Annotated in this window: 12 protein-coding genes; 2 read left to right on the top strand and 10 right to left on the bottom strand. The window is 72.2% G+C overall.

All coding sequences use genetic code 11. The annotated features are described in order from the left end of the window. Positions 1–45: 45 nt before the first annotated feature. The 5 genes from WME83_RS50745 to WME83_RS50725 form a co-directional block, all read right to left on the bottom strand. Positions 46–1,209: a flavin reductase gene (locus tag WME83_RS50745; RefSeq protein WP_437316916.1), complete on the bottom strand. Its 1,164-nt coding sequence runs from the start codon at positions 1,207–1,209 to the stop codon at positions 46–48. 174 nt (positions 1,210–1,383) lie between these two features. Beyond that, a complete protein-coding gene (locus tag WME83_RS50740; RefSeq protein WP_020742051.1) occupies positions 1,384–1,752 on the bottom strand; it encodes a cupin domain-containing protein in 369 nt (122 codons plus the stop codon). Positions 1,753–1,766: 14 nt separating this feature from the next. Next, positions 1,767–2,216: a 1,2-dihydroxy-3-keto-5-methylthiopentene dioxygenase gene (locus WME83_RS50735; RefSeq protein ID WP_437316915.1), complete on the bottom strand. Its 450-nt coding sequence runs from the start codon at positions 2,214–2,216 to the stop codon at positions 1,767–1,769. Between the two features lie 70 nt (positions 2,217–2,286). Next, positions 2,287–3,318, bottom strand: a complete 1,032-nt coding sequence (locus WME83_RS50730) for an FHA domain-containing protein (RefSeq protein ID WP_437316914.1) — start codon at positions 3,316–3,318, stop codon at positions 2,287–2,289. Positions 3,319–3,352: 34 nt separating this feature from the next. Then, positions 3,353–5,362, bottom strand: a complete 2,010-nt coding sequence (locus WME83_RS50725; RefSeq protein ID WP_437316913.1) for a methyl-accepting chemotaxis protein — start codon at positions 5,360–5,362, stop codon at positions 3,353–3,355. A 415-nt stretch (positions 5,363–5,777) separates the two neighbouring features. On the opposite strand from WME83_RS50725, the gene WME83_RS50720 reads away from it, so the two are divergent. Then, positions 5,778–7,529 (top strand): sensor histidine kinase, encoded by a 1,752-nt coding sequence (locus WME83_RS50720; protein ID WP_437316912.1) that lies wholly within the window; start codon positions 5,778–5,780, stop codon positions 7,527–7,529. 47 nt (positions 7,530–7,576) lie between these two features. Here the strand turns inward: WME83_RS50720 and WME83_RS50715 are convergent, their stop codons facing one another. After that, positions 7,577–11,458, bottom strand: a complete 3,882-nt coding sequence (locus WME83_RS50715) for a DUF4215 domain-containing protein (protein WP_437322140.1) — start codon at positions 11,456–11,458, stop codon at positions 7,577–7,579. 627 nt (positions 11,459–12,085) lie between these two features. Between WME83_RS50715 and WME83_RS50710 the strand changes: the two genes are divergently transcribed. Beyond that, a complete protein-coding gene (locus WME83_RS50710; RefSeq protein ID WP_437316911.1) occupies positions 12,086–13,606 on the top strand; it encodes a Do family serine endopeptidase in 1,521 nt (506 codons plus the stop codon). 30 nt (positions 13,607–13,636) lie between these two features. Here WME83_RS50710 and WME83_RS50705 read toward each other — a convergent pair whose 3' ends face one another. The 4 genes from WME83_RS50705 to WME83_RS50690 form a co-directional block, all read right to left on the bottom strand. Next, positions 13,637–13,858 (bottom strand): TOBE domain-containing protein, encoded by a 222-nt coding sequence (locus WME83_RS50705; protein WP_437316910.1) that lies wholly within the window; start codon positions 13,856–13,858, stop codon positions 13,637–13,639. Positions 13,859–14,236: 378 nt separating this feature from the next. Next, positions 14,237–15,166 (bottom strand): phosphatase PAP2 family protein, encoded by a 930-nt coding sequence (locus WME83_RS50700; protein ID WP_437316909.1) that lies wholly within the window; start codon positions 15,164–15,166, stop codon positions 14,237–14,239. A 122-nt stretch (positions 15,167–15,288) separates the two neighbouring features. Then, positions 15,289–16,587, bottom strand: coding sequence for a group II intron reverse transcriptase/maturase (gene ltrA / locus WME83_RS50695; RefSeq protein ID WP_437313606.1), 1,299 nt, complete (start codon positions 16,585–16,587; stop codon positions 15,289–15,291). Positions 16,588–17,288: 701 nt separating this feature from the next. Beyond that, positions 17,289–19,436, bottom strand: a complete 2,148-nt coding sequence (locus WME83_RS50690) for a beta-propeller domain-containing protein (protein ID WP_437316908.1) — start codon at positions 19,434–19,436, stop codon at positions 17,289–17,291. Positions 19,437–19,666: the final 230 nt, after the last annotated feature.

Here is a 19,666-nt window from a genome sequence, read left to right as displayed (position 1 = left end):
GGCGGCGTGAGCCGGCGGGCGGCGTGAGCCCCTCCGGCCGGGGGCTCACCCCTTGTGCGCGATCCAGAGCAGCGCGAGGCCGTTCATCCGGCGCTCGCGGCGATCGATCGCGAAGCCCGTGCCGCCCAGATCGGCGTTGAGCCGGTCCTCGGTGTGGCGGTAGGTGACCTCCGCCGCGTCGGCCCACGCGAGCATCGCGTGGGCGGTCGGCGGGTTGTACCGGTGGCCGCGCAGGTAGCCGGCCATGGCGCCGCGGTTCATCCCGGGCGCGGGCTCCAGGAGCGCGAGGCGGCCGCCCGGGCGGAGCACGCGCGCCGCCTCGGCCAGCACCGGGCCCGGCTCGGGCACGTGCAGGAGCAGGTTCGACGCGGTCACCACGTCGAACGAGGTGTCGGGGAACGGGAGCCGCGTCGCGAGCGCCTCCCGGAAGGTCACGTTGTCCAGGCCGAGCGCCTTCGCCCGCTGCGCGGCGCGCTCGATCATCGCCGCGGTCGCGTCGATCCCGACCGCCTCGTGGCACCGGCGCCCCATCTCGCGCGTCAGGCGGCCGGTGCCGCAGCCGAGATCGAGGCACCGCTCCTCGACGCCGGGATCGACGAGCGTGACGAGCTCGTCGATGAGCGTCGCGTACGGGCCCTCCGCCTGCATGCGATCGAAGAAGTCGACGAGCTCGTGGAACGGGGTCGCCTGCTCCTTCGCCGCGTACCGGTCACGCCACCGCCAGACGTCGTCGAGCGCCTGGTACGTGCCCCGGTAGTACAGGAGCGGCGCGCCCGCCTCGCCCCGGCCGGACGAGAGCGCGCGGCCGACATAGATGATGTGATCGCCGCCGTCGTACGCGTGCTCCACCTTGCAGTCGATGAAGGCGAGCACGTCCTTGAGGATCGGGCTGCCGGACTCGGCCACGTGCGCCTCGGTGAGCACCGCCTGCCGATCGATGTCCGTCCCCTTGCCGGCGAACAGATCCGAGAGGTCCCGCTGCTGCTCCCGCAGGATGTTCACCGCGAAGACGCCCGACGCCTCGATGGCCGCGCTCGTGCGCGAGCGCCGGTCCGCGCAGAACAGCACGAGCGGCGGATCGAGCGAGACCGCGCTGAACGAGTTCACCGTCATCGCCTGCGGCGTGCCGTCCTGCACCGTGGTCACGAGCGTGACCCCGGTCGCGAACTGGCCCAGCACCTTCCGGAACTCCGCGGGATCGAAGAGCATAGGCCATAGTACGCGCTCGGCGCGCACCCGGGATCCACGATCTGCGCCGCGCGCGCGCTCTCGTCCATCGCCACCCGCGCGGGCGGCGCTCGTTTATCGTCCCCCGCGCGCGGCCATCGCCGCCCGCGCGCGGCCATCGCCGCCCCGCGCGGCCATCGCCGCCCCGCGCGCACCTCACCCCGCGTCGCGCCGCGCGAGGTCCGGCGCGAACGCCGGTATGCAGAGGGCGAAGTACTCGCTCTCCTCGTCGAACGGATTGCTGTAGCGGACGCGCTGATCGGGCTCCGTCCAGATGGCCTGCCCGGCGGAGAGGTCGACCGTCTCGCCCGCGATCTCGACGCGCATGCGGCCGCGGATCATCAGCGTCAGCTCGCCGAACGCGGGCGTCTGCGCCGGCTCGCTCCACCCGGGCGGCGCCACCATGTGCGCCAGGCTGAAGCCGTCCGTGCCGGTGTTCACGCGGCCGAAGAGCTCCTCGATCAGCTTGCCGCCAGGCACGGGGATGCGGGTGGCGGACGTGACGAGACGGTAAGGGCGCGCCATCGGGGACCTCCAGATCAGAACGCGCGCGTCCGATCGTCGGACACGCGGTAGAGCTGCATGAGCAGGTGGCGGCCGCCGTACGGCTGCAGGTAGCGGAGCGCCTCGGCCTTGCTCGCCACGAAGCGGTGGTAGCGCCGCGCGGGCACGACCACGAGATCGCCCGCGCCGACCCAGATCCGCATCCACTCGTCGTTCATGCAGCGGATGTCGTAAAGGGCCTGCCCCTCGAGGAAGAGCCGCACCTCGTCGCCGAGGTGGCAGTGCTCGTCCGCCTCCCGCGCGCTCTCCGCCTCATCGCGAGGATTGCTCGTGTCGCGGCGGACCTCGTCGTGCTCCGTCCACCCGCGCTCCGCGTGCACGCGCTGCAAGGCCAGCGCAGCTGCGCCCGGGTCAAACGTGCCGCACCGGATCCCTTCCGCCTGGAGCTCCGCCTCGGTGAACTCGATCTCGCCTTCAGCGCTCATTCGGATCGCACGCATGCGCACCCTCCGGGACTGGGCTCTTCGACCTCTGCGCGCGCGCGACGTCAAGACGCTAACCGCGTCCAAGCAGCCACATCAGACCCGCGATGCTGAGAGCCAGCACACCCAGCGCGAGCAACGCAATGAGCGCCTCGGTGAACCCCCACCCGCCGCCCTGCGCAACGCGCGGCGCCGCCGCGGCAGGCCGCGCGAGCGGCGATAACGTGCTCGCGGAGGCAGGCGAAGGCGTCGGCGTGGAAGTCGGCGAGGATGACGCCGCGGATGACGCCGCGGACGGCTCAGCGGCCGAAGGAGGCTCGACGGCCGCGTCCGCGGGGAGCGGCTCGCACGGGCTGCGCTCGATCTCCGCGAGCGCCTCGGCGGCCGGATGCTCGAACACAAGCCGATCGGCCGAGATCGCCAGCACCTGTCCAGGCCGCCAGACCGTATCGAACTGAGGCACCGGAACACCGTCGAGCGAGGCGCCGGAGCGCGATCCGAGATCCTGAACTGAGAATTGGTCGCCCCTGCGCGTAATGGCCACGTGGCGGCGGGAGACGTCCGGGTCGTCGAGGGTGAAGTCGGCGTCCTGGGCGCGCCCGACGAAGTAGGGCCGCCCGGGCGCCTCCACGTGCAGCGCGCGGCCGCGGTCCGGGCCGTCCACGACGACGACGCGCGGCGTGGGATCCTCGCCCTGGGCCGCGAGGCCGCGGGCGACGAGCTCGAGGGCGAGCTCCTTGGCGGCCGCGGCGGGGGAGGCCTTCGGGACCGCCGGCTCGATCCGGAGCGCGAGCCACACGCGCCCGATGCGGATGCGGTCGCCGGTGCGCAGCGGCATGGCCGTGCGCGGGGCGATGCGCGTCTTGCCGAGGAAGGTGCCGTTCTCGCTGCCCTCGTCGAGGAGCAGGTAGGTGGCGCCGCGCTGCCGGATCGACGCGTGCCGGGGGCTCACGCTCGTGTCGGGGAGGCGGACCTCGCAGCCCTCGGCGCGGCCGAGGATGATGCGGGGCGCGTCCAGGGTCAGCGAGAGCTCGCCCTCCTTCCCCGCCCCGCCGGGCGGATTCCCCGCCCCGCCGGGCGAGAGCACCACGATCGTTAGCGCCATCGACGCTGCCTCTGCGCGGAAGGGCCGCGGGGGGTCAAATCGCCGCCGTGCGACGCATCCGCTCGGTGGCGCTGACGAGCTGCCGCACCGCCTGATCCTGCTGCCGCGCCGCCTCCTCGATGCGCTTGCCGGCCTCGATGAGCTGCTCGCCGCCGCGCGTCTGGCTGCGGTGCGAGGCGTTGAGGCTGTGGACCTGGTTCGAGATCTGCTCGATCGCGCTCGTGATCTGGCGGCCGCCGCGCGCCTGCTCCTGGCTCGACCGCTCGACGTGCTGCGTGATGGTCCGCATCTTCTCCGCGCTCTTCATGATGAGCTCCGAGCCGCGCGCCTGCTCGGCCGTGGCGGCGGCGATCTGCTGCACCGTCTCGGCGATGCGGCCGATCGCGTCCGTGACCTGCTTCGATCCCTTGGCCTGCTCGACCGTGGCCCGGGCGATGGCGCGCACCATGTTCGTCGACTTCTGCGAGCTCTCGAGGATCTTCTTCAGGGCTCGCTCGGCCTCGTTCGACACCTCGACGCCGCGGTCGACGTTGTGCGCGCCGCGCTCGACGGCGGCGATCGCGTTCTTCGACTCGGACTGGATCGTCTTGATGAGCTCCGCGATCTCCTTCGTGCTGCCGCCGGCGCGCTCGGCGAGGTCCTTGATCTCGTCGGCGACGACGGCGAAGCCCTTGCCGTGCTCGCCGGCCTGGGCGGCGATGATCGCGGCGTTCAGCGCGAGCAGGTTCGTCTGCTCGGCGACGTCGTCGATGACGGCCAGGATCTGCCCGATCGCCTCGATCCGGAAGCCGAGGTTCGAGATGACGGCCACGGCCTCCTGGCTCGACTCCTTGATGCGGTAGATCTCGCCGATCGTCTTCAGGATGGCCTCGGCGCCCTTCTCGGCGTCGGTCGCCACCTCCTCCGAGAGCCGGGCCGTCTCGTTCGCGTTCGACTGGACCTGGTCGATGGAGACGTCCATCTGGTTCATCGAGGAGCTCGTCTCCTCGGCCGTCAGCGCCAGGGCGTCGACGTTCTTCGCGACCTCGCGGATCGAGTAGGCCATCTCCTCGATCGACGAGACCGTCTCGCGCACGCTCGACCCGAGCTCGCCGACGTTCTCGGCGACCTCCTCGTTCGTGGCGGTCATCTCGAGGATGCTCGAGCTCGACTCCTCGGCGCTCGACGCGAGCGACTCGACCGACTGGGCGATGTTGGCGAGGGCGGTCGTCATGTCGCGGATGTACACGGTCGCCTGCTCGCTCGCGTGCATGACGCTGCTCACGCCGTCGCTCAGCTTGGGCAGGAGCTCGTCGAGCAGCACGGTGGCCTGGGCCAGCTCCGACCGGCGCTGCTTGTCGCGCAGCTCGGACTGGGTGACCCGCTCCGCGATGCCGGTGAGCTCCGAGTAGAGGCGCGAGAGCTCCGGCGGCGCGCCCGGGGGGACGCGCACCCGCTCGCCGGCGGTGGCGCGCAGCACGGCGTCGACGAGGGCGTCGACGTCGATGTCCGGGCCGCGCTGCGCGAGGTCGTTCACCTTGCGGGTGAGGTTCGCGCACTCCCGCTCGAGGGTGTCGCGCTCCTTCGTGAGCCCGTCGCGCTCCTTCAGGAGCCCGTCGCGCTCGCGGCTCAGGCTGTCCCGCTCCCGCTCCAGGGCGTCGCGCTGCCGCTCGACCCCGTCGCGCTCGCGGCTCAGGCCGTCCCGCTCCCGCGCGAGCTTGTCGCGCTCCTCGGCGAGCGCGTGGCGCTCCTCCGCGAGCTCGGCCTGCCGGCCGGCCAGCTCGGCGATCTGCTCGTAGGTCTCCGCGATGTCGGCGGGGGCGCCCTCGGGCAGCTTGGGCCGCTTGCCCCGCGCGGCCGCGCGGAGCGCGTCGCGCAGGCCCCCGAGGGGGACGCCTCCCTTGCCCGCGAGGCTCGCGTACACCACCGCCACCGCCGCGGAGAAGCCGAAGAACATGAACAGCTGGCCCGAGAACTCCGCCAGCGACCTCGACGCGAAACTCAACCCGAGGCCGACGAGCGCGAGGACTACGGCGATGGGGATGGAGAGCTGCTTGGAGTTCATTTCGTGCGTTCCAGCGCGGTCGAGCGGCGGCGCGCGCGTGGGCCAGCGCGCACCCGACGACCCCGAGGACGACCGAGCGTAAGAGGCGAGTGCCCCCTGGTGCAAGGAGAGCGCGCGGCAGAAGCGCGCCGAGGGGCCGCGGGCAGGCGAGCCGCGGACCGAGCGCTCCTGGGCAGGGGCGCAGGGGCGGCCGCGCGGCCAGGGCCGGCGGGTGGGGAAGTCGCGATGAATTTGGACGACCTCGACCCGATGGCGTATGCACGGAGACGCGGCGGAGAAGGACCGCCGCGGGGGCTCGGCGCGGGCGCCGGTTCCTCTTGGTTCGACCCTGAACACCGCCGCAGACCGCGGCGGCCGCCCGGCCGTCCTGGCCGCCGGGGTGGCCACGCGGCCGGGCGGCCGTGGCCGCCCCGCCATGCCCCTCGCCGCTCGCCTCCTGCTCGCCTTCGGGCTCGTCGCGATCATCGCGACCGCGTTCGTCGGCCTGACGTTGCGCGAGGCGTCGCGCGAGATCATCGAGAGCGGCTTCGCCGATCGGATCGACGCGGCGCACGCCGGGGTCCGGCAGCAGCTCGCGTGGGAGGCCGAGGCGCTGCGCGATCTCCTGCCGCCGTTCTGCCAGCACGACACGTTCGTCGACAAGGCCCACGTCGAGCTGGAGCGGGCCAAGGGCGACCCGGACGCGATGGACCCGACGAGCCGCATCGCGCTGCGCCGCCTGGTCCCGAGCCAGGCCAAGGCGCTGCGCCTCGACGCGCTGTCGCTCGTGGCCGGCAACGGGAGCGTCCTCGCGGCCGAGGACGCCTCGCGCATCGGCGCCCGCGACCCGCGGCTCGCGGAGGCGATCAAGGCCCCGGGGGGCGCGCCGCGGCTCCGGCCGGCGAAGGCGGGCGGCGAGGCGTCGCTGGAGGTCCACTGCGCCCTGTCGCGGCACGGGGTGACGATCGGCCTCGTGGGGGCGCGGCGGATCGGCCCGGTGCTCGCGCGCATCGGCGACGCGTACCACGTGCGGCTCACGGCGGCGCCCGAGGGGGGGCCCGCGCCCCGGAGCGGCGAGGCCGAGGTGGTGCGCGTCCTCGACTTCCCCGAGATCCCCGGCCTCGACGTGGTCGCCTCGGTGTCGCGCGAGCCGCTGAGGCAGGCGCTGGCCCGGCTCGATCGCTCGATCGCGCTGACCGGCGCCACGGTGCTGGCGATCGCCCTCGGGATCGCCGTGGTGCTGGCGCGCAGCCTGTCGCGGCCGATCGCGGCGCTGGCCCGCGAGACGCGCGAGGTGATGAGCGGCGCGCCGCGGCGGGTGGAGGGGCGCGGGGGGCGGGAGATCGCGGATCTCGCGGCGGCGTTCAACGCGACCATCGACGAGCTCGCCGCGATGCGCAAGCGCCTGGCGGCGACGGAGCGGATCGCGGCGCGGCGCGAGGTCGCGCGGCAGATCGCCCACGAGATCAAGAACCCGCTGGCGCCCATCCGGGCGGCGGTGGAGACGCTGCGCCGGCTGCGGCAGCGCGAGGACCCGGCGTTCGACGACTACTTCGAGGAGGCGACGTCGACGGTGCTGAACGAGGTGCACCGGATCGCGAACATCGTGACCGAGTTCACGCGGTTCGCCCGGCTGCCGGCGCCCAACCCGGAGCCGGTCGATCTCGTGGCGATCGCGCGCGGGGTGGTGACGCTGCACGCCGCGCCGGCGGGCGAGGAGACGGGCGGGACGGGCGGCGCGGCGTCGCCGCGGGTCGAGCTCGTGGCCGAGCCGATCCCGAAGGTCTCCGCGGACCGGGACCAGCTGATCCAGGTGCTCACGAACCTGGTCCAGAACGGGCTGGAGGCGGCGGCCGCGGTCCGGCGCGACCCGCGCGTCTCGGTGACGATCGGCCCGCTGCCGAACGATCGCGTGCGGATCGTGGTGCGCGACAACGGGCCGGGGGTGGCCGAGGACATGGTGCCGCGCCTGTTCGAGCCGTACGCGACGAGCAAGGAGAAGGGGACGGGGCTCGGGCTCGCGATCGCGCAGCGGATCGTGTTCGAGCACGGGGGGGAGATCGGCTACCGCAAGGCCCAGAAGGGGGGCGCGGTCTTCGAGATCTGGCTGCCGGTCGGGGGCCCGCCGCTCTTGGAGAAGCCGCCGGGGGACACCACGGTGCGGCCGAGGGCGCCGGACGTGCCGTGACAGGGGCGCCGCCCGCGGGCGCGCGCCCCTGTCACGCGGCGCTGTGACTAGAGCGGCTGGTTGTCGTACTCGCAGGCCGAGCTGCAGCCGTCGCCGCTCTTGTTGTTCCCGTCGTCGCACTCTTCGTAGGCGCTCTGCCGCTCGCCGTCGCCGCAGTGCGGCCCGTACTTGCACCCCGGCGCGCACTTGCCGTAGCCGCCGGTGTTGTTGCCGTCGCCGTCGTCGCACTGCTCGGCGCCGTTGACCACGCCGTCGCCGCAGCGCGGCCCGTACTTGCACTGCGGGCCGCACTCGCCGTAGCCGCCGTCGTTCTTGCCGTCGTCGCACTGCTCGCCGAGGTGGGCCTGCACCACGGAGTCGCCGCACTGGGCGCCGAGGCGGCAGTTGTCGCTGCAGCCGGTCGCCTCGTTCGGGGGATCGCACTGCTCGCCCCACGCCTCGTCGACGCGGCTGTCGCCGCACTGGGCCGCCGGCGTGCAGTCGGGGAAGCAGCTCCCGTAGAAGCCGTCGTTCACGCCGTCATCGCAGGTCTCGGCGCCGTTGATGACCGCGTCGCCGCAGTACGGACCGTAGGTGCAGGAGGCGTTGCACCCGTTGTACGCGCCGGTGTTCATCCCCTCGCCGAGGTCGCAGTCCTCCTCGTCGGGCTGCACCACGCCGTCGCCGCACCGCGGGCCGTAGAGGCACATCGGGGCGCACTCGCCGTAGCCGCCGTCGTTGCGGCCGTCGTCGCACTCCTCGCCGTAGTTCGACTGCACCACCGCGTCGCCGCAATGCACGCCGAGCTGGCAGCCCACGCAGTTCGCGTCGGTGGGGTCGTCGCACTCCTCGCCCCACTCCTCGTCGACGCGGCCGTCGCCGCACAGCGGGGCGCGCGTGCAGTTCGGGTTGCAGGTGCCGTAGAAGCCGTCGTTCTTGCCGTCGTCGCACTGCTCGGGGCCGTTGACCTCGCCGTCGCCGCACGACGGCCCGATCTCGCACTCGGTCGTGCAGCCGCCGTAGCCGTTCGCCGTGTTGCCGGAGCCGAGATCGCACGCCTCGTACGGCGCGTTGACCAGGCCGTCGCCGCAGCGGGGCGGGGCCACGCACCCCGGGGCGCAGGCGCCCGAGGAGTTGGCGTAGGTGCTGTTGTTGACGCCGTTGTCGCAGGCCTCGGGGCCGTTCTTCACGCCGTCGCCGCAGTAGGGCCCGAGCTGGCAGTTGTTGCACTGGCCGTAGCCGGTCCCGTTCGCGGTGCCGTCGTCGCACTCCTCGCCGGGCGTCACGACCGGCGGGTTGACCCCGCACTGCGGCGTGCAGACCGATTTGCCGGCGCTGAAGCCCGCCAGGGTGAGCTGGTAGTTCGACCCGGTGACGTGGCGCTCGGCCTGGAACACCACGATCTCGTAGACCTTCCCGTTCTCGAGGTTGAGGTCGACGGTGTAGGCGGCGCGGTTCGGGCAGCCGGACGAGGTGGGGCAGGGGGTCACCTGGGCGTCGCCGTTGTCGAGGATGGTCACGCTCTCCTGGGCTTGCCCGTGGATGCCGCCGATGTCCGCGGTCAGCGTGTTCTTGATGAACACCCAGACGTCGTCGTCACCGTAGAAGGTGAGCACCGGGTTGTTGCTCGCGTTGGCGTCCGAGCGGTGCTGGAACCAGTAGCGGACCTCGCTCGTGAAGTAGAAGTTGTGCCCGCTGTCGCGCGTCCGCTCCAGCCCGTCGGCGACGAGGCTGTCGAGCGCGGGATCGGCGCCGGGGGGGTCGAGGTCCACCGGCCAGAACGGGTTCCGCTGGTACACGTACCTGCCGCTGCCGGCGGGCGCCTCGGTCAGCTGGATGCTCGTGACGAGCGTCCTGTTGAAGTCCGGGTTGTCCCGGTACCACCACTGGAAGTTCTCCTGCCCCGTGGTCCAGCCGTTGGTGCTGGCCGGCTCGAAGTAGCCGTCACCGTGGGCGTTCACCGGCTTGCCGTCGGCGTCGAGCGTCGACTCGACGGTGCCGTCGGTCTGCAAGGTGGTACCGCTGGGCGTGATCTCGAAATCGAAGTGTCCGATGAGGCGGTCCGTCAGGCGGGCGTCGCACTCGGTGTTGCTCGCGGTGGTCTCCCTCGGGCACCAGCCGATGAAGTCGCGGAGGACCATCGGCAGCCGCATCTCGGTGGGCGCCACGGAGCAGGTGTAGCCCGCCTCGATCCGGCACGTGGCGGAGCAGCCGTCGCCGCTCTCGGTGTTGCCGTCGTCGCACTGCTCGGTGGCGTCGCCGGGCAGGAGGATGCCGTCGCCGCAGATCGAGAGGCACGCGCCGCCCCCGCAGTTGGGCTCGCGCTTGCAGTCCGGCGTGCAGCCGTCGCGCCAGTCGCCGTTGCCGTCGTCGCAGACCTCGGTGCCCTCGCGGACGCCGTCGCCGCACACGGAGCGGCCCGTGCAGTCCTGGGGCTCGCCGTCGTCGCACACCCGGCCGGGCTCGATCCGGCACCGATTGTCGCAGCCGTCGCCGGAGACGAGGTCGCCGTCGTCGCACTGCTCGGCGCCGAGCTTGATCCCGTCGCCGCAGACCGTCTTGCAGGCGAACCCGACGCGCGAGCAGTCCCACCCCTCCTCGATGGTCCGGCAATCGGCGCTGCAGCCGTCGCCGCCGGCCGGCGTGTCGTCGCCGTCGTCGCACACCTCGTCGCCGCCGATCACGCCGTCGCCGCACACGGGGGGCGGGGGCGGCGTGCAGGCGCCGCCGGCCGGCGGGCACGTCCAGCCGAGCTCGATCTTGCACTGCGCGGTGCAGCCGTCGCCGCCCGCGGGCGACGCCCCGCCGCCGTCGTCGCACTGCTCGCCGACCTGCACCACCCCGTCGCCGCAGAAGGTCCTCACGGTGCAGGGCTGGCCCGGCCTGCAGACCCAGCCCTCCTCGAGGCGGCAGTCCGCGGTGCAGCCGTCGCCGCTCTCCGGCACCGCCTCGCCGTCGTCGCACTGCTCCGCGCCGTTCACGCGGCCGTCGCCGCACCGGTAGAGCAGGATGCACGGCTCGCCCGGCTCCGGGCACACGTAGTTCGGGTCCCGCACCTGGCAGTCGGCGCTGCAGCCGTCGCCGCCCGCGGCGTTGCCGTCGTCGCAGAGCTCTCCCGGCTGCACCTCGCCGTCGCCGCACTCGATCAGCCGCTCGCAGGGCGAGCCGGGCGTCGGGCAGTAGTAATAGGGCTCCTGCCGGCACAGGCTCGAGCAGCCATCGCCGCTCGTCGCGTTGCCGTCGTCGCACCCCTCGCCGGTCTCCTTGTCGCCGTTGCCGCAGACCGGCAGCGGCGTGCACGGCAGACCGGGCCGGCTGCACTGATACCCCGCCTCGCGCTTGCACTCGGCGTCGCAACCGTCGCCGGACGCGGGCGGATCGTCGCCGTCCTCGCACTCCTCCGAGCCGTTCACGCGGCCGTCGCCGCAGTCGTAGAGCAGGATGCACGGCTCGCCCGGCCTCGGGCACACGTACGAGGAGTCGACGTAGAGGCAATCGGCGCTGCAGCCGTCGCCGTCCGCGGTGTTGCCGTCGTCGCAGAACTCGCCGGGGTGGAGGATGCCGTCGCCGCACGCGATGGTCAGCCGGCAGGGCTGGCCGGGCGTCGTGCACTCCCAGTAAGGCTCGACCTGGCACTGCCCCGAACAGCCGTCGCCCGGCAGCGTATTGCCGTCGTCGCAGGCCTCGGCCTCCTGGTTCTTCGCCCCGTCGCCGCACGCGGGATCGGGCGGCAGGAAGCACTCGGGCGGCGGCTCATCGACGTCGCACGGATCCGGCTCGCCCGCGCCGCTGCCGCCGAGGCCAGGGCCGCTGCCGACCGTGAACTCCGGCTCGCCGCCGGCGCCGCCGGAGCCGGGCCCGCCGGTCCCGGAGCCCGCGCCGCTCCCGGAGCCCGTGGCGTCGCCCGGGGACGAGACGTCCCCGCCGCAAGCCGCCGTGATTTGAAGCAATCCCAACGCCAAAGCCAGATAAGAGGTTCTCAAGCCCACAGCCACCTCGATAACGCACGTTGCGCTCAGCAGAGGCCAACGGCGCTAGGACGCACCATATCGTAAACGCGCCTCACACCTCTAGCGGTAAATCACACCGGCTTATCTTCGCTCGTCTTCGCCGTTTCTGCGCCGTTTCGCCGTGCCCGTGCGGCTGTGCTCGGCGCGCCTCGCCGCCCTCGGCCTTTCCTGGTCGTCGTGATCGTCGTGCGTGCGTGCGTGCGTCCTACCCACGTAGGCCGAGAGCCGTGCGAAGGGATGACGCACCTGACGCGACGCAGGGTGCTGACGGGGGTTGACGGAGAGCTGCTGAGGCGAGCGCGGCAGGGGTTCGCGCTTGACAGCGCCGGCGTTTCGGTGCGCCCGCGCGCGGCGCGGCGTTCGCGCCACAGTGCCGCGAGCAGCGGGGGGAGCTTGAGACAAATCGCCGCGGCGAAGTCGGCCGGGGGCCGCGTCGTTCTGGCTCGCGCCGGAGGACGGAGGGACATGCATACGCCGCCGCCTCGCGCCGCGGGCCAGCTCATCCATGTTCCGCGCCGGCGGTCGGGCGCGGCGCCCGGGGGCACGGGAGATGAATACCGCGCCGGCATGCATGCACGCTGGGCCCTTTCTCTCGCCGTGATCACCGCGCTTCCGCTCGGCTGCCTGGATCGGGCGGAGCGCCGGGTCGAGCAGATCGCCGAGGCGACCCCGCGGCCCGCTCCGGGGCCGCTCGACGTGCCGCCCTCTGCCCGCGAGGCGGTCTCGCTCCAGGAAGGCTTCGCGCCGATCGTCTCGCGCGTGAGCGCCGCGGTCGTGAACGTCTCCTCGGTGCGGTTCGTGCGCCCGCCGGCGCCCGAGCGCGTCCCGTTCTTCTCGAACCCGTTCTTCCGCGAGCTCTTCGGGATGGGCGGCGACGGGCGCGACGGGCGCGACGACAGGGGCGGCCAGGAGGGCCAGGCGCCGGGCCCGCTCGTGCAGCGCGAGCAGAGCCTCGGATCGGGCGTGATCGTGTCGCGCGAGGGCCACGTGATCACCAACGCGCACGTGGTCGAGGGCGCCAATCAGGTGCGCGTCGCCGTGCCGGGGCGGCAGGAGATGAAGGCGACCGTCGTCGGCGTGGACGCGAAGACCGACGTCGCGGTGCTGAAGCTCGAGGGGGGCGAGTTCGCGTTCGCGCCCTTCGGCGACTCGGACGCGGTGCGCGTGGGCGACTTCGCGCTCGCGATCGGCAACCCGTTCGGCATCGGCCAGACCGTCACGCAGGGGATCATCAGCGCCGTCGGCCGCGGCAACATGGGGATCGTCGACTACGAGGACTTCCTCCAGACCGACGCGGCCATCAACCCGGGCAACTCGGGGGGCGCGCTCATCAACATGGCGGGTGAGCTCATCGGGATCAACACGGCCATCCTCGCGCGCGGCGCGCAGGGCAACCAGGGCATCGGGTTCGCCGTGCCCTCGAAGCTCGCGCGCGCGGTGATGGAGCAGATCGTGGAGCACGGCCGCGTGATCCGCGGCGCGCTCGGCGTCGCGATCCAGGACGTCTCGCCCGGGCTCGCCGAGGCGCTCGGGCTGCCGCCGGACACGCGCGGCGCGGTGGTCAGCGACGTGTCCGAGGGGAGCGCCGCCGACAAGGCCGGCCTCCGGCGCGGCGACGTGATCGTCGCGCTGCGCGGGGAGCATCTCGACGACGGACGCGACCTGCGGATGCGCATCGCCGAGGCGAAGCCGGGCACCCGGGTCGAGCTGCGCGTGCTCCGCGACGGGCGGAGCCTGGAGCTCACCGCGACCCTCGACGAGCTGCCGGAGCCGAAGGCGGAGGCGCCCACGCCCGCGCCGGCGCCGACGGGCGCGCTGGGGCTCGAGATCGCCGCGCTCTCGGACGACCTGCGGCGGCGGTTCGAGATCCCCGGCGACGTGAAGGGCGCGCTCGTCGTGGGGCTGAGCCCGGGCAGCCCGGCCGCGCGGGCGGGGCTCGGCCCGGGGGACGTGCTCCTGGAGGTGAACCGGAAGACGCTGACGAGCCCCGAGCAGCTGAAGCAGGAGGTCGACGCCACAGACAAGCGGCCGGTGCTGCTCCTGGCGTGGCGGGAAGGGCGGACGCGGTTCGTGCTCGTGGAGCGGTGAGCCCGGACGCGCGCCCCGCGCCGGCCCCGCTCACCCGGCGATCACCATGATCTCGGTCGCCTTGATGAGCGCCTGCACCTCCTTGCCGACCGAGAGCCCGAGCTCCTTCACCGCATCGCTCGTGATCACCGCGACGAGCTCCGTACCTCCCGGTCCCTCCATCACCACCTTGGCCATCACGTCGCCGACCACGATCTCCGTGATCTTCCCGGGAATCTTGTTCCTGCCGCTGATCTGCATCCCCACCCTCACCTGGGGGGATCGTAGTGCCGAGCGGTCCGATCGTCCCCGCGCGGTCCGCCGAGAAGCCTCACGGCCAGCAGTCAGTTAGGATGACTAACTGATTGTTCCGCGCAGGCCGTCGCCACGCGCGGGCCGCCGCCGAGAGGCCTCACGGCCACCAGTCAGTTAGGATGGCTAACTGATTGTACCACGCAGGCCGTCGGCACGCGCGGCCGCCGTCGAGAGGCCTCACGGCCACCAGTCAGTTAGGATGGCTAACTGATTGTCCCGCGCAGGCCGTAGCCATGCGCGGAGCGCCGCCAGGAGTCTCGCGGCCGCGAGTAAGTTAGGATGCCTAACTGATTGTTCCCGCGCGCGGCGCCGACGGCCGACGGGCGCCGCGGGCGTTCAGGCCGGGAGCGGCTGGCTGCCGGCCCTGCCCGGCCGGCGGCGCGCGACCTCGATCCCGGAGATGCAGACGGCCAGCCACATGCTGCCCGCGGCGAACCCCGCGAGCACGTCGCTCAGGTAATGCACGCCGAGGTACATCCGGCTGAAGCCCATCGCCACGGTCCAGCTGAGCGCGAACGCGACGAGCGCGAGGCGAGCGCGGAGCGTCCGGAGAAACAGGAGACCGAGGTAGGAGAGCATGCCGAACGTGACCAACGTGCCCATCGAGTGTCCGCTCGGGAAGCTCCACCCGGCGGCGACCGCGAGCGGCTCGTCGAACAGCGGCCGCGGCCGCGCGAAGAGGGCCTTGAGGGCTTGGTTGAGGAGCCCGCCCCCGGCGAGGGCGATCAGCCAGCCGACCGCGAGGACGCGTTGCCGCCGGCTCAGCAGCAGCGCGGCCACGACGAGGGCCAGCACCGTGAGCGCCCAGCCGCTGCCGAGGTGGGTGAAGGCGCCGAGCGCCGTCACGCCGGTGCTGCTCGACGACGCATGAAGGGCGCGCGCGAGCGCGAGATCGACCTGAACGATCCACGCGTTGCCGCTCACCGCCTGCGCGATCGCGACGAACACGAGCGCGGCCAGGGTGAGCGCGAGGCCGAGGCCGAGGTGGATCACGAGGTACTCGGACGCAGAGAGATCGCGGAGCACCCGCGCGATCGCGGGGAACCGGGCGGAGAGCCGCTGCGTGATCGGGTGCTCGGCCGCCGCGCGGTAAGCCCCGGCGGCGCGCCCCCACAGCGCGCGGGCGTGGCGCTCGGAGAGGCGCGCGACCGCCACCAGCCCGAGGAGGACCCCCACGGTCCCGGTCAAGAGCAACGCGAGCAGCAGAACGGGCCGCGCGCCGACCGCCGAGGCGAGCTGTTCCGCGCGGAGATCCAGCGCTTCCATTGGTAGATCCTACTTTCTCCTGACCGGCTGCGAAGCCGGGCGATGAAGGGCAAGACCCCCTTTCAAACCGTGCGTGCGGATTTCCCGCACACGGCTTACCGGCGGTCTCTCGGGCCGCTGCATTACGCAGCCTCCGGGTACTGGACGGTCCCGCGCAGGCGGTAGAGCCCGTGGCCTTCGACGAAGAAGTCGCTCGTCCACCCCTCGGCCTCGGCCGCGCGCAGGTTGCGCCCCTTGCGCTTCACGAGGAAGCCGCGGAGACGCCGCCACACGTAGCCGTCGACCTGGTTGAACTTGTCCGCCGCGTTCCCGGTGCGGAAGTAGTTGCCCCAGCCGCGCAGCACCGGGTTCAGGTCGCGGATCAACACCCGCACGTCCTTCACCCCGTTCCTGGCTCGACCGGTCAGCTCCTTCACGCGCTGCCGCACCCGCTTCATGCTGCGCTGAGAGGGCCAGCGCTGGAGGAAGTACACGCGTCGGCGTGACTGCTCCCAGATCCGCCCGCTCAGCCGCTTGCGCAGGTGGCAGCCGAGGAAGTCGAAGCCCTCCTTGCCCCAGGAGAGGTCCACCCGCCTCGTCTTGTCCGGGTGCAGCTCCAACCCGAGCCGCGCGAGCACCTCGCGCACGCGCTTCTCGGCCTGCTCGCATGCCAACCTCGTGCTGCACACGATCACGAAGTCGTCCGCGTAGCGCACCAGCGTGCCCAGATGGGCACCGTGGCGCTCCCACGCCGCATCGAGCACGTGCAGGAAGATGTTCGACAGGAGCGGCGAAATCACGCCGCCCTGCGGTGTACCCGAGAGCGTCGCTACCTCGCGACCCTCCTCCATCACCCCGCACTGGAGCCATTGGCGCAGCAGCTTGAGCACCCGCCGATCCGAGACGCGTCGCTCGACCAGCTTCATCAGCTTGTCGTGGTCGATGCTGCCGAAGTAGTCGCGGATGTCCGCGTCCAGCACGTGGTTGCCTCCGCGAGCTCCCAGCCTGCGGAGGGTCTCCAGCGCCTGCGTCGCGCTGCGACGAGGCCGGAAGCCGTACGAGCTCGGGCGAAAGTCCGCCTCGAAGATCGGCTCCAGCACAAGCTTCGCCGCCATCTGTACCACCCGGTCCCGGACCGTCGGGATGCCCAGCGGCCGCTTCTTTCCGTCCGCCTTCGGGATGTACCGGCGCAGCACCGCTGCTGGCCGGTACGTGCCTGCTCGCAACGCGACGCCGAGCTCTTCGAGGAAGCGCTCCACGCCGTGCTGCTCGATGTCGGCGAGCGTCTGGGCATCGACGCCCGCCGCACCTCGGTTCCGCTTGACCCGCTTCCACGCTTCCGCGAGGACGTCACGCCTCGCGATGCGGTCATACAGCGCGTGGAACCGGCGCCCCGGATGCCGCTTGGCCGCGACCCACAGCCGGCGTTGGAGTTGTCGCACTTTGTCCTCGGGCTCGCGCCCGCGGGGGTGGTTGGGACCGGTCTTGCCGGCCATGCCCTCGCGCTTACCTCCTCGACCGACGCGACCACCGCAGGGGCCTCTCCCTCCGACCGCGTTGTTCGTCGCGGCCCTCGACGGTACTACGGCCCCCTCGGACTCCCGCTGCGCAGCGCTCGACTTCACCTTCGGCTTATACGAGCCACCTTGCCGCGACGACGGCAACGCAGACGGGTCTCCCGTGTTCCGCACCTCTCCCTGAACGCGTGCTGCTCCCCGTACCCCGGAGGGACCCGCCGCGCGTTCTGCTCCGGACTGCGGCGCGGCGGACGTGGCCTTCGCCGTGGCATGCGCGGCTCGGCTCCCTCGTTGTTTCTCTGTCGAGGCGGCAGGCTTCACTTCATGTTGCGGCCCGCGTTCTTGCTCCCTCCGTGGAGGCTTTCGACGCCCCGCTCGGGCCGCGGGGTCTCCCCCGCGAACCTGGGGCCTGCTACCGGGCGCTCCGGCGCTTACCCGGACGGGACTCGCACCCGCTGGAGACGTGCAGCGTGAGACCGCTCCCTCGCCCCGCGAGCGGGGTCCGGGTTCGGTCTCGTCACGACGCACCATGGCCGGAGCTCTAGCACGCGGCCCGCCCGATCCGGCGCGGCCGCGCCCCTCGCCGGCGCGCGGCGCTGCGGCGCAGCGCGCGCGGCGGGTCGCGCTCACGGGGTGAGCGGCACGATGGCTTCCGGCGCCGAGAGATCGCGCACGTCGGCGACGCGGATCTCGTCGTCGGACACGGAGTAGACGTGGTCCTCCATGAAGACGCTCCGCTTCACGTGCGAGCTGCCCCGGGTCCACCAGTTCCCGCAGCTGGTGTACGGGTCGGCGCTCGCATCGGGCAGCGGGTGGGCGACGCCGCCCATGGAGGTGAAGCCCTCGCCGACGTCCACCTTGTAGACGAGCAGCCCGCTGAACGTCATCGTGTCGGCGTACTCTCCGCCGTCGCCGCCCTCGCAGATCACCATGGGGATCCCGAGGAGGCCGCGCTGGGCGAAGTAGTTGAACGCGAGGTGGTTGGTCGCCGCGTCGCTCGTGGAGCCGCGCGTCCCGATCTCCACCTTGTGCATGAGCTTCGGCGCGTCGAGGTTCGTGACGTCGAAGATCTGGAGCATGATCCCCTGGAACCAGGCGAATTCCCCTTGATCGTCGGCGTCGTAGCCGATGCTCATGACGTGCCCCTCGTCGATCATGTGCATGTACGTCGAGAACCCGGGGATCTTCAGCTCGCCGCGCACCCTCGGGGACTCGGGATCCGAGAAATCGAGCGTGAAGAGCGGGTCGGTCTTCTTGAAGGTCACCACGAGCCCGACGTCGCCGTAGAAGCGCGCGGACCGGATGTCCTCGCCGGGAGCGAGGTTGTCCACCATGCCCTTGACCACGAGCTCGCCGCCCTCCAGCTTCAGCGACGCGACCGTGTTGTGCGTGTCCGGGTCGGGGAGGCGGCCTGTCGTGGTCGCGACGCGGAGATAGCCTTTGTGCTCGCTCAGGGCGAACTGGTTGAGCACGCGCCCCTTCACGACGCCGCTCCCGAGGTAGGCGCTCGGCAGCGCGCGATCGCTCAGGGCGAACTTGTGGATCGTCGTCGCGTCGGGCGTCGTCCCCCCGTCCTCGTAGAACCAGCCGTACGTGCTCCCGAACTGGTGCCGGCTCGCCACGTAGAGCGACGCCGCGGTCGCGTAGACGGCGCCGGGCCTGCCCACGATCGTGGCCTGGCCGATCGCCTCGCCGCCGAGCTCGGTCGAGACGACCGAGAGGAAGCTCTGCCCGTCGCCGGTGTTCGACAGATAGAAGCCCTCGCAGCCCGCGAACGGCTCGGCGCCCGTCGCGATCGCCTCGCCGTCCCGGTACACCGTCTCCTCGACGGTGGGCAGATCGACCTCGATCGGGGCCGCGTCGATGACCTCGAGGTTCTTCTGCGCCATCGCGTCGAACGCGCTGTTCACGAGGGCGACGTTCTGCGGGGTCGGCCCCTCCTCGGCCATGGCGCAGAGGTCGAGCCCCTCCGGCGAGAGCGCGAGCCCCTCCACCGTCGGCCCGGGGGAGTATACGACCGTGTGCACCGCGCTCCCGATGCGCCGGGCGTTGATGAACGACCCGGAGAACTTCAATGTCCGCACGACGGTGGGCGCCGTGAGATCGCTGATGTCGAGCTCGGTGACGAGGAGCGGCGTGCCGTCGCCCGTGAAGTCGCAGTCGTATCCATAGGTGCATTCCGCGGTCTCGCGGTACTCGGCGGGCTCGTTGGGCGCTGGGGGCGCCGACGAATACACGAGGGCGCGATCCTCGTGGACGAAGAGCTTCTTCGGCTCGCCCTCGATCGGCACCGCCGCGATCCGGTGTGTGTCGGCGGCGGGCCACGCGTCGAAGATCTGGAGTTGTCCGTGGGCGAGGAGGTAGACGTGCTCGCCGTCGTTCTTGATGAAGTCCGCCTCATCGACGTCCGCCTCCTGCGTGTTCGTCGTCGAGTGCTCCGTGGCGGCCCCGTCGTCGTCCGCGGGCGGGGACGGAAGGTCGTCCGGAACCGGGCCTCCCGCCCCGGTCGAGGCGCCGTCGGCGGAGCCGCCGCCGGCGCCCCACCAGAAACACCCGGTCTCGAGCTCCTCCAGGGCGAGCTTCCGCCTCGATTCGATCGTGTCGAGCATGTCCTGCTTCAGCCGTTCGCGCAGCATCCCCTCGACGTCATCGCAGCTCGCCGCGGGCGTGAGGGCGCTCTGCGCGACGGTCGTCTGCGGGGGCTTGCCCTGTTCGCTCGATCCGACCGAACAGGCGGTGAAGCCGGCGCCGAGCGCCAGCAGAGGAACGAGCACGGTTGTCCTGGGGAACGAGCGCATGAAAAGCCTCCCTGTCAGTCCGTCTTCAGAAGCGATGGGCGGCAGACAGGCACGCGACGTGCCGGCCACATCATGAGCGGTTGTGAAGGGTTAGCATCCCCCGGCTGGCACACCCCGTCGGCTCCAGCTGGCACACGGCGGCACAGGCGCTTTCGGGGCTCACCGGTGTGCGCCGCCGGCGGCGCGCCAGGCTGGAGGGCTGAACG

The organism is Sorangium sp. So ce385, assembly GCF_051474135.1.
Lineage (GTDB): Bacteria > Myxococcota_A > Polyangia > Polyangiales > Polyangiaceae > Sorangium > Sorangium cellulosum_D.
Note: the sequence above shows the minus strand (reverse complement) of the source record. Positions and strands in the feature narration are given on the sequence as shown.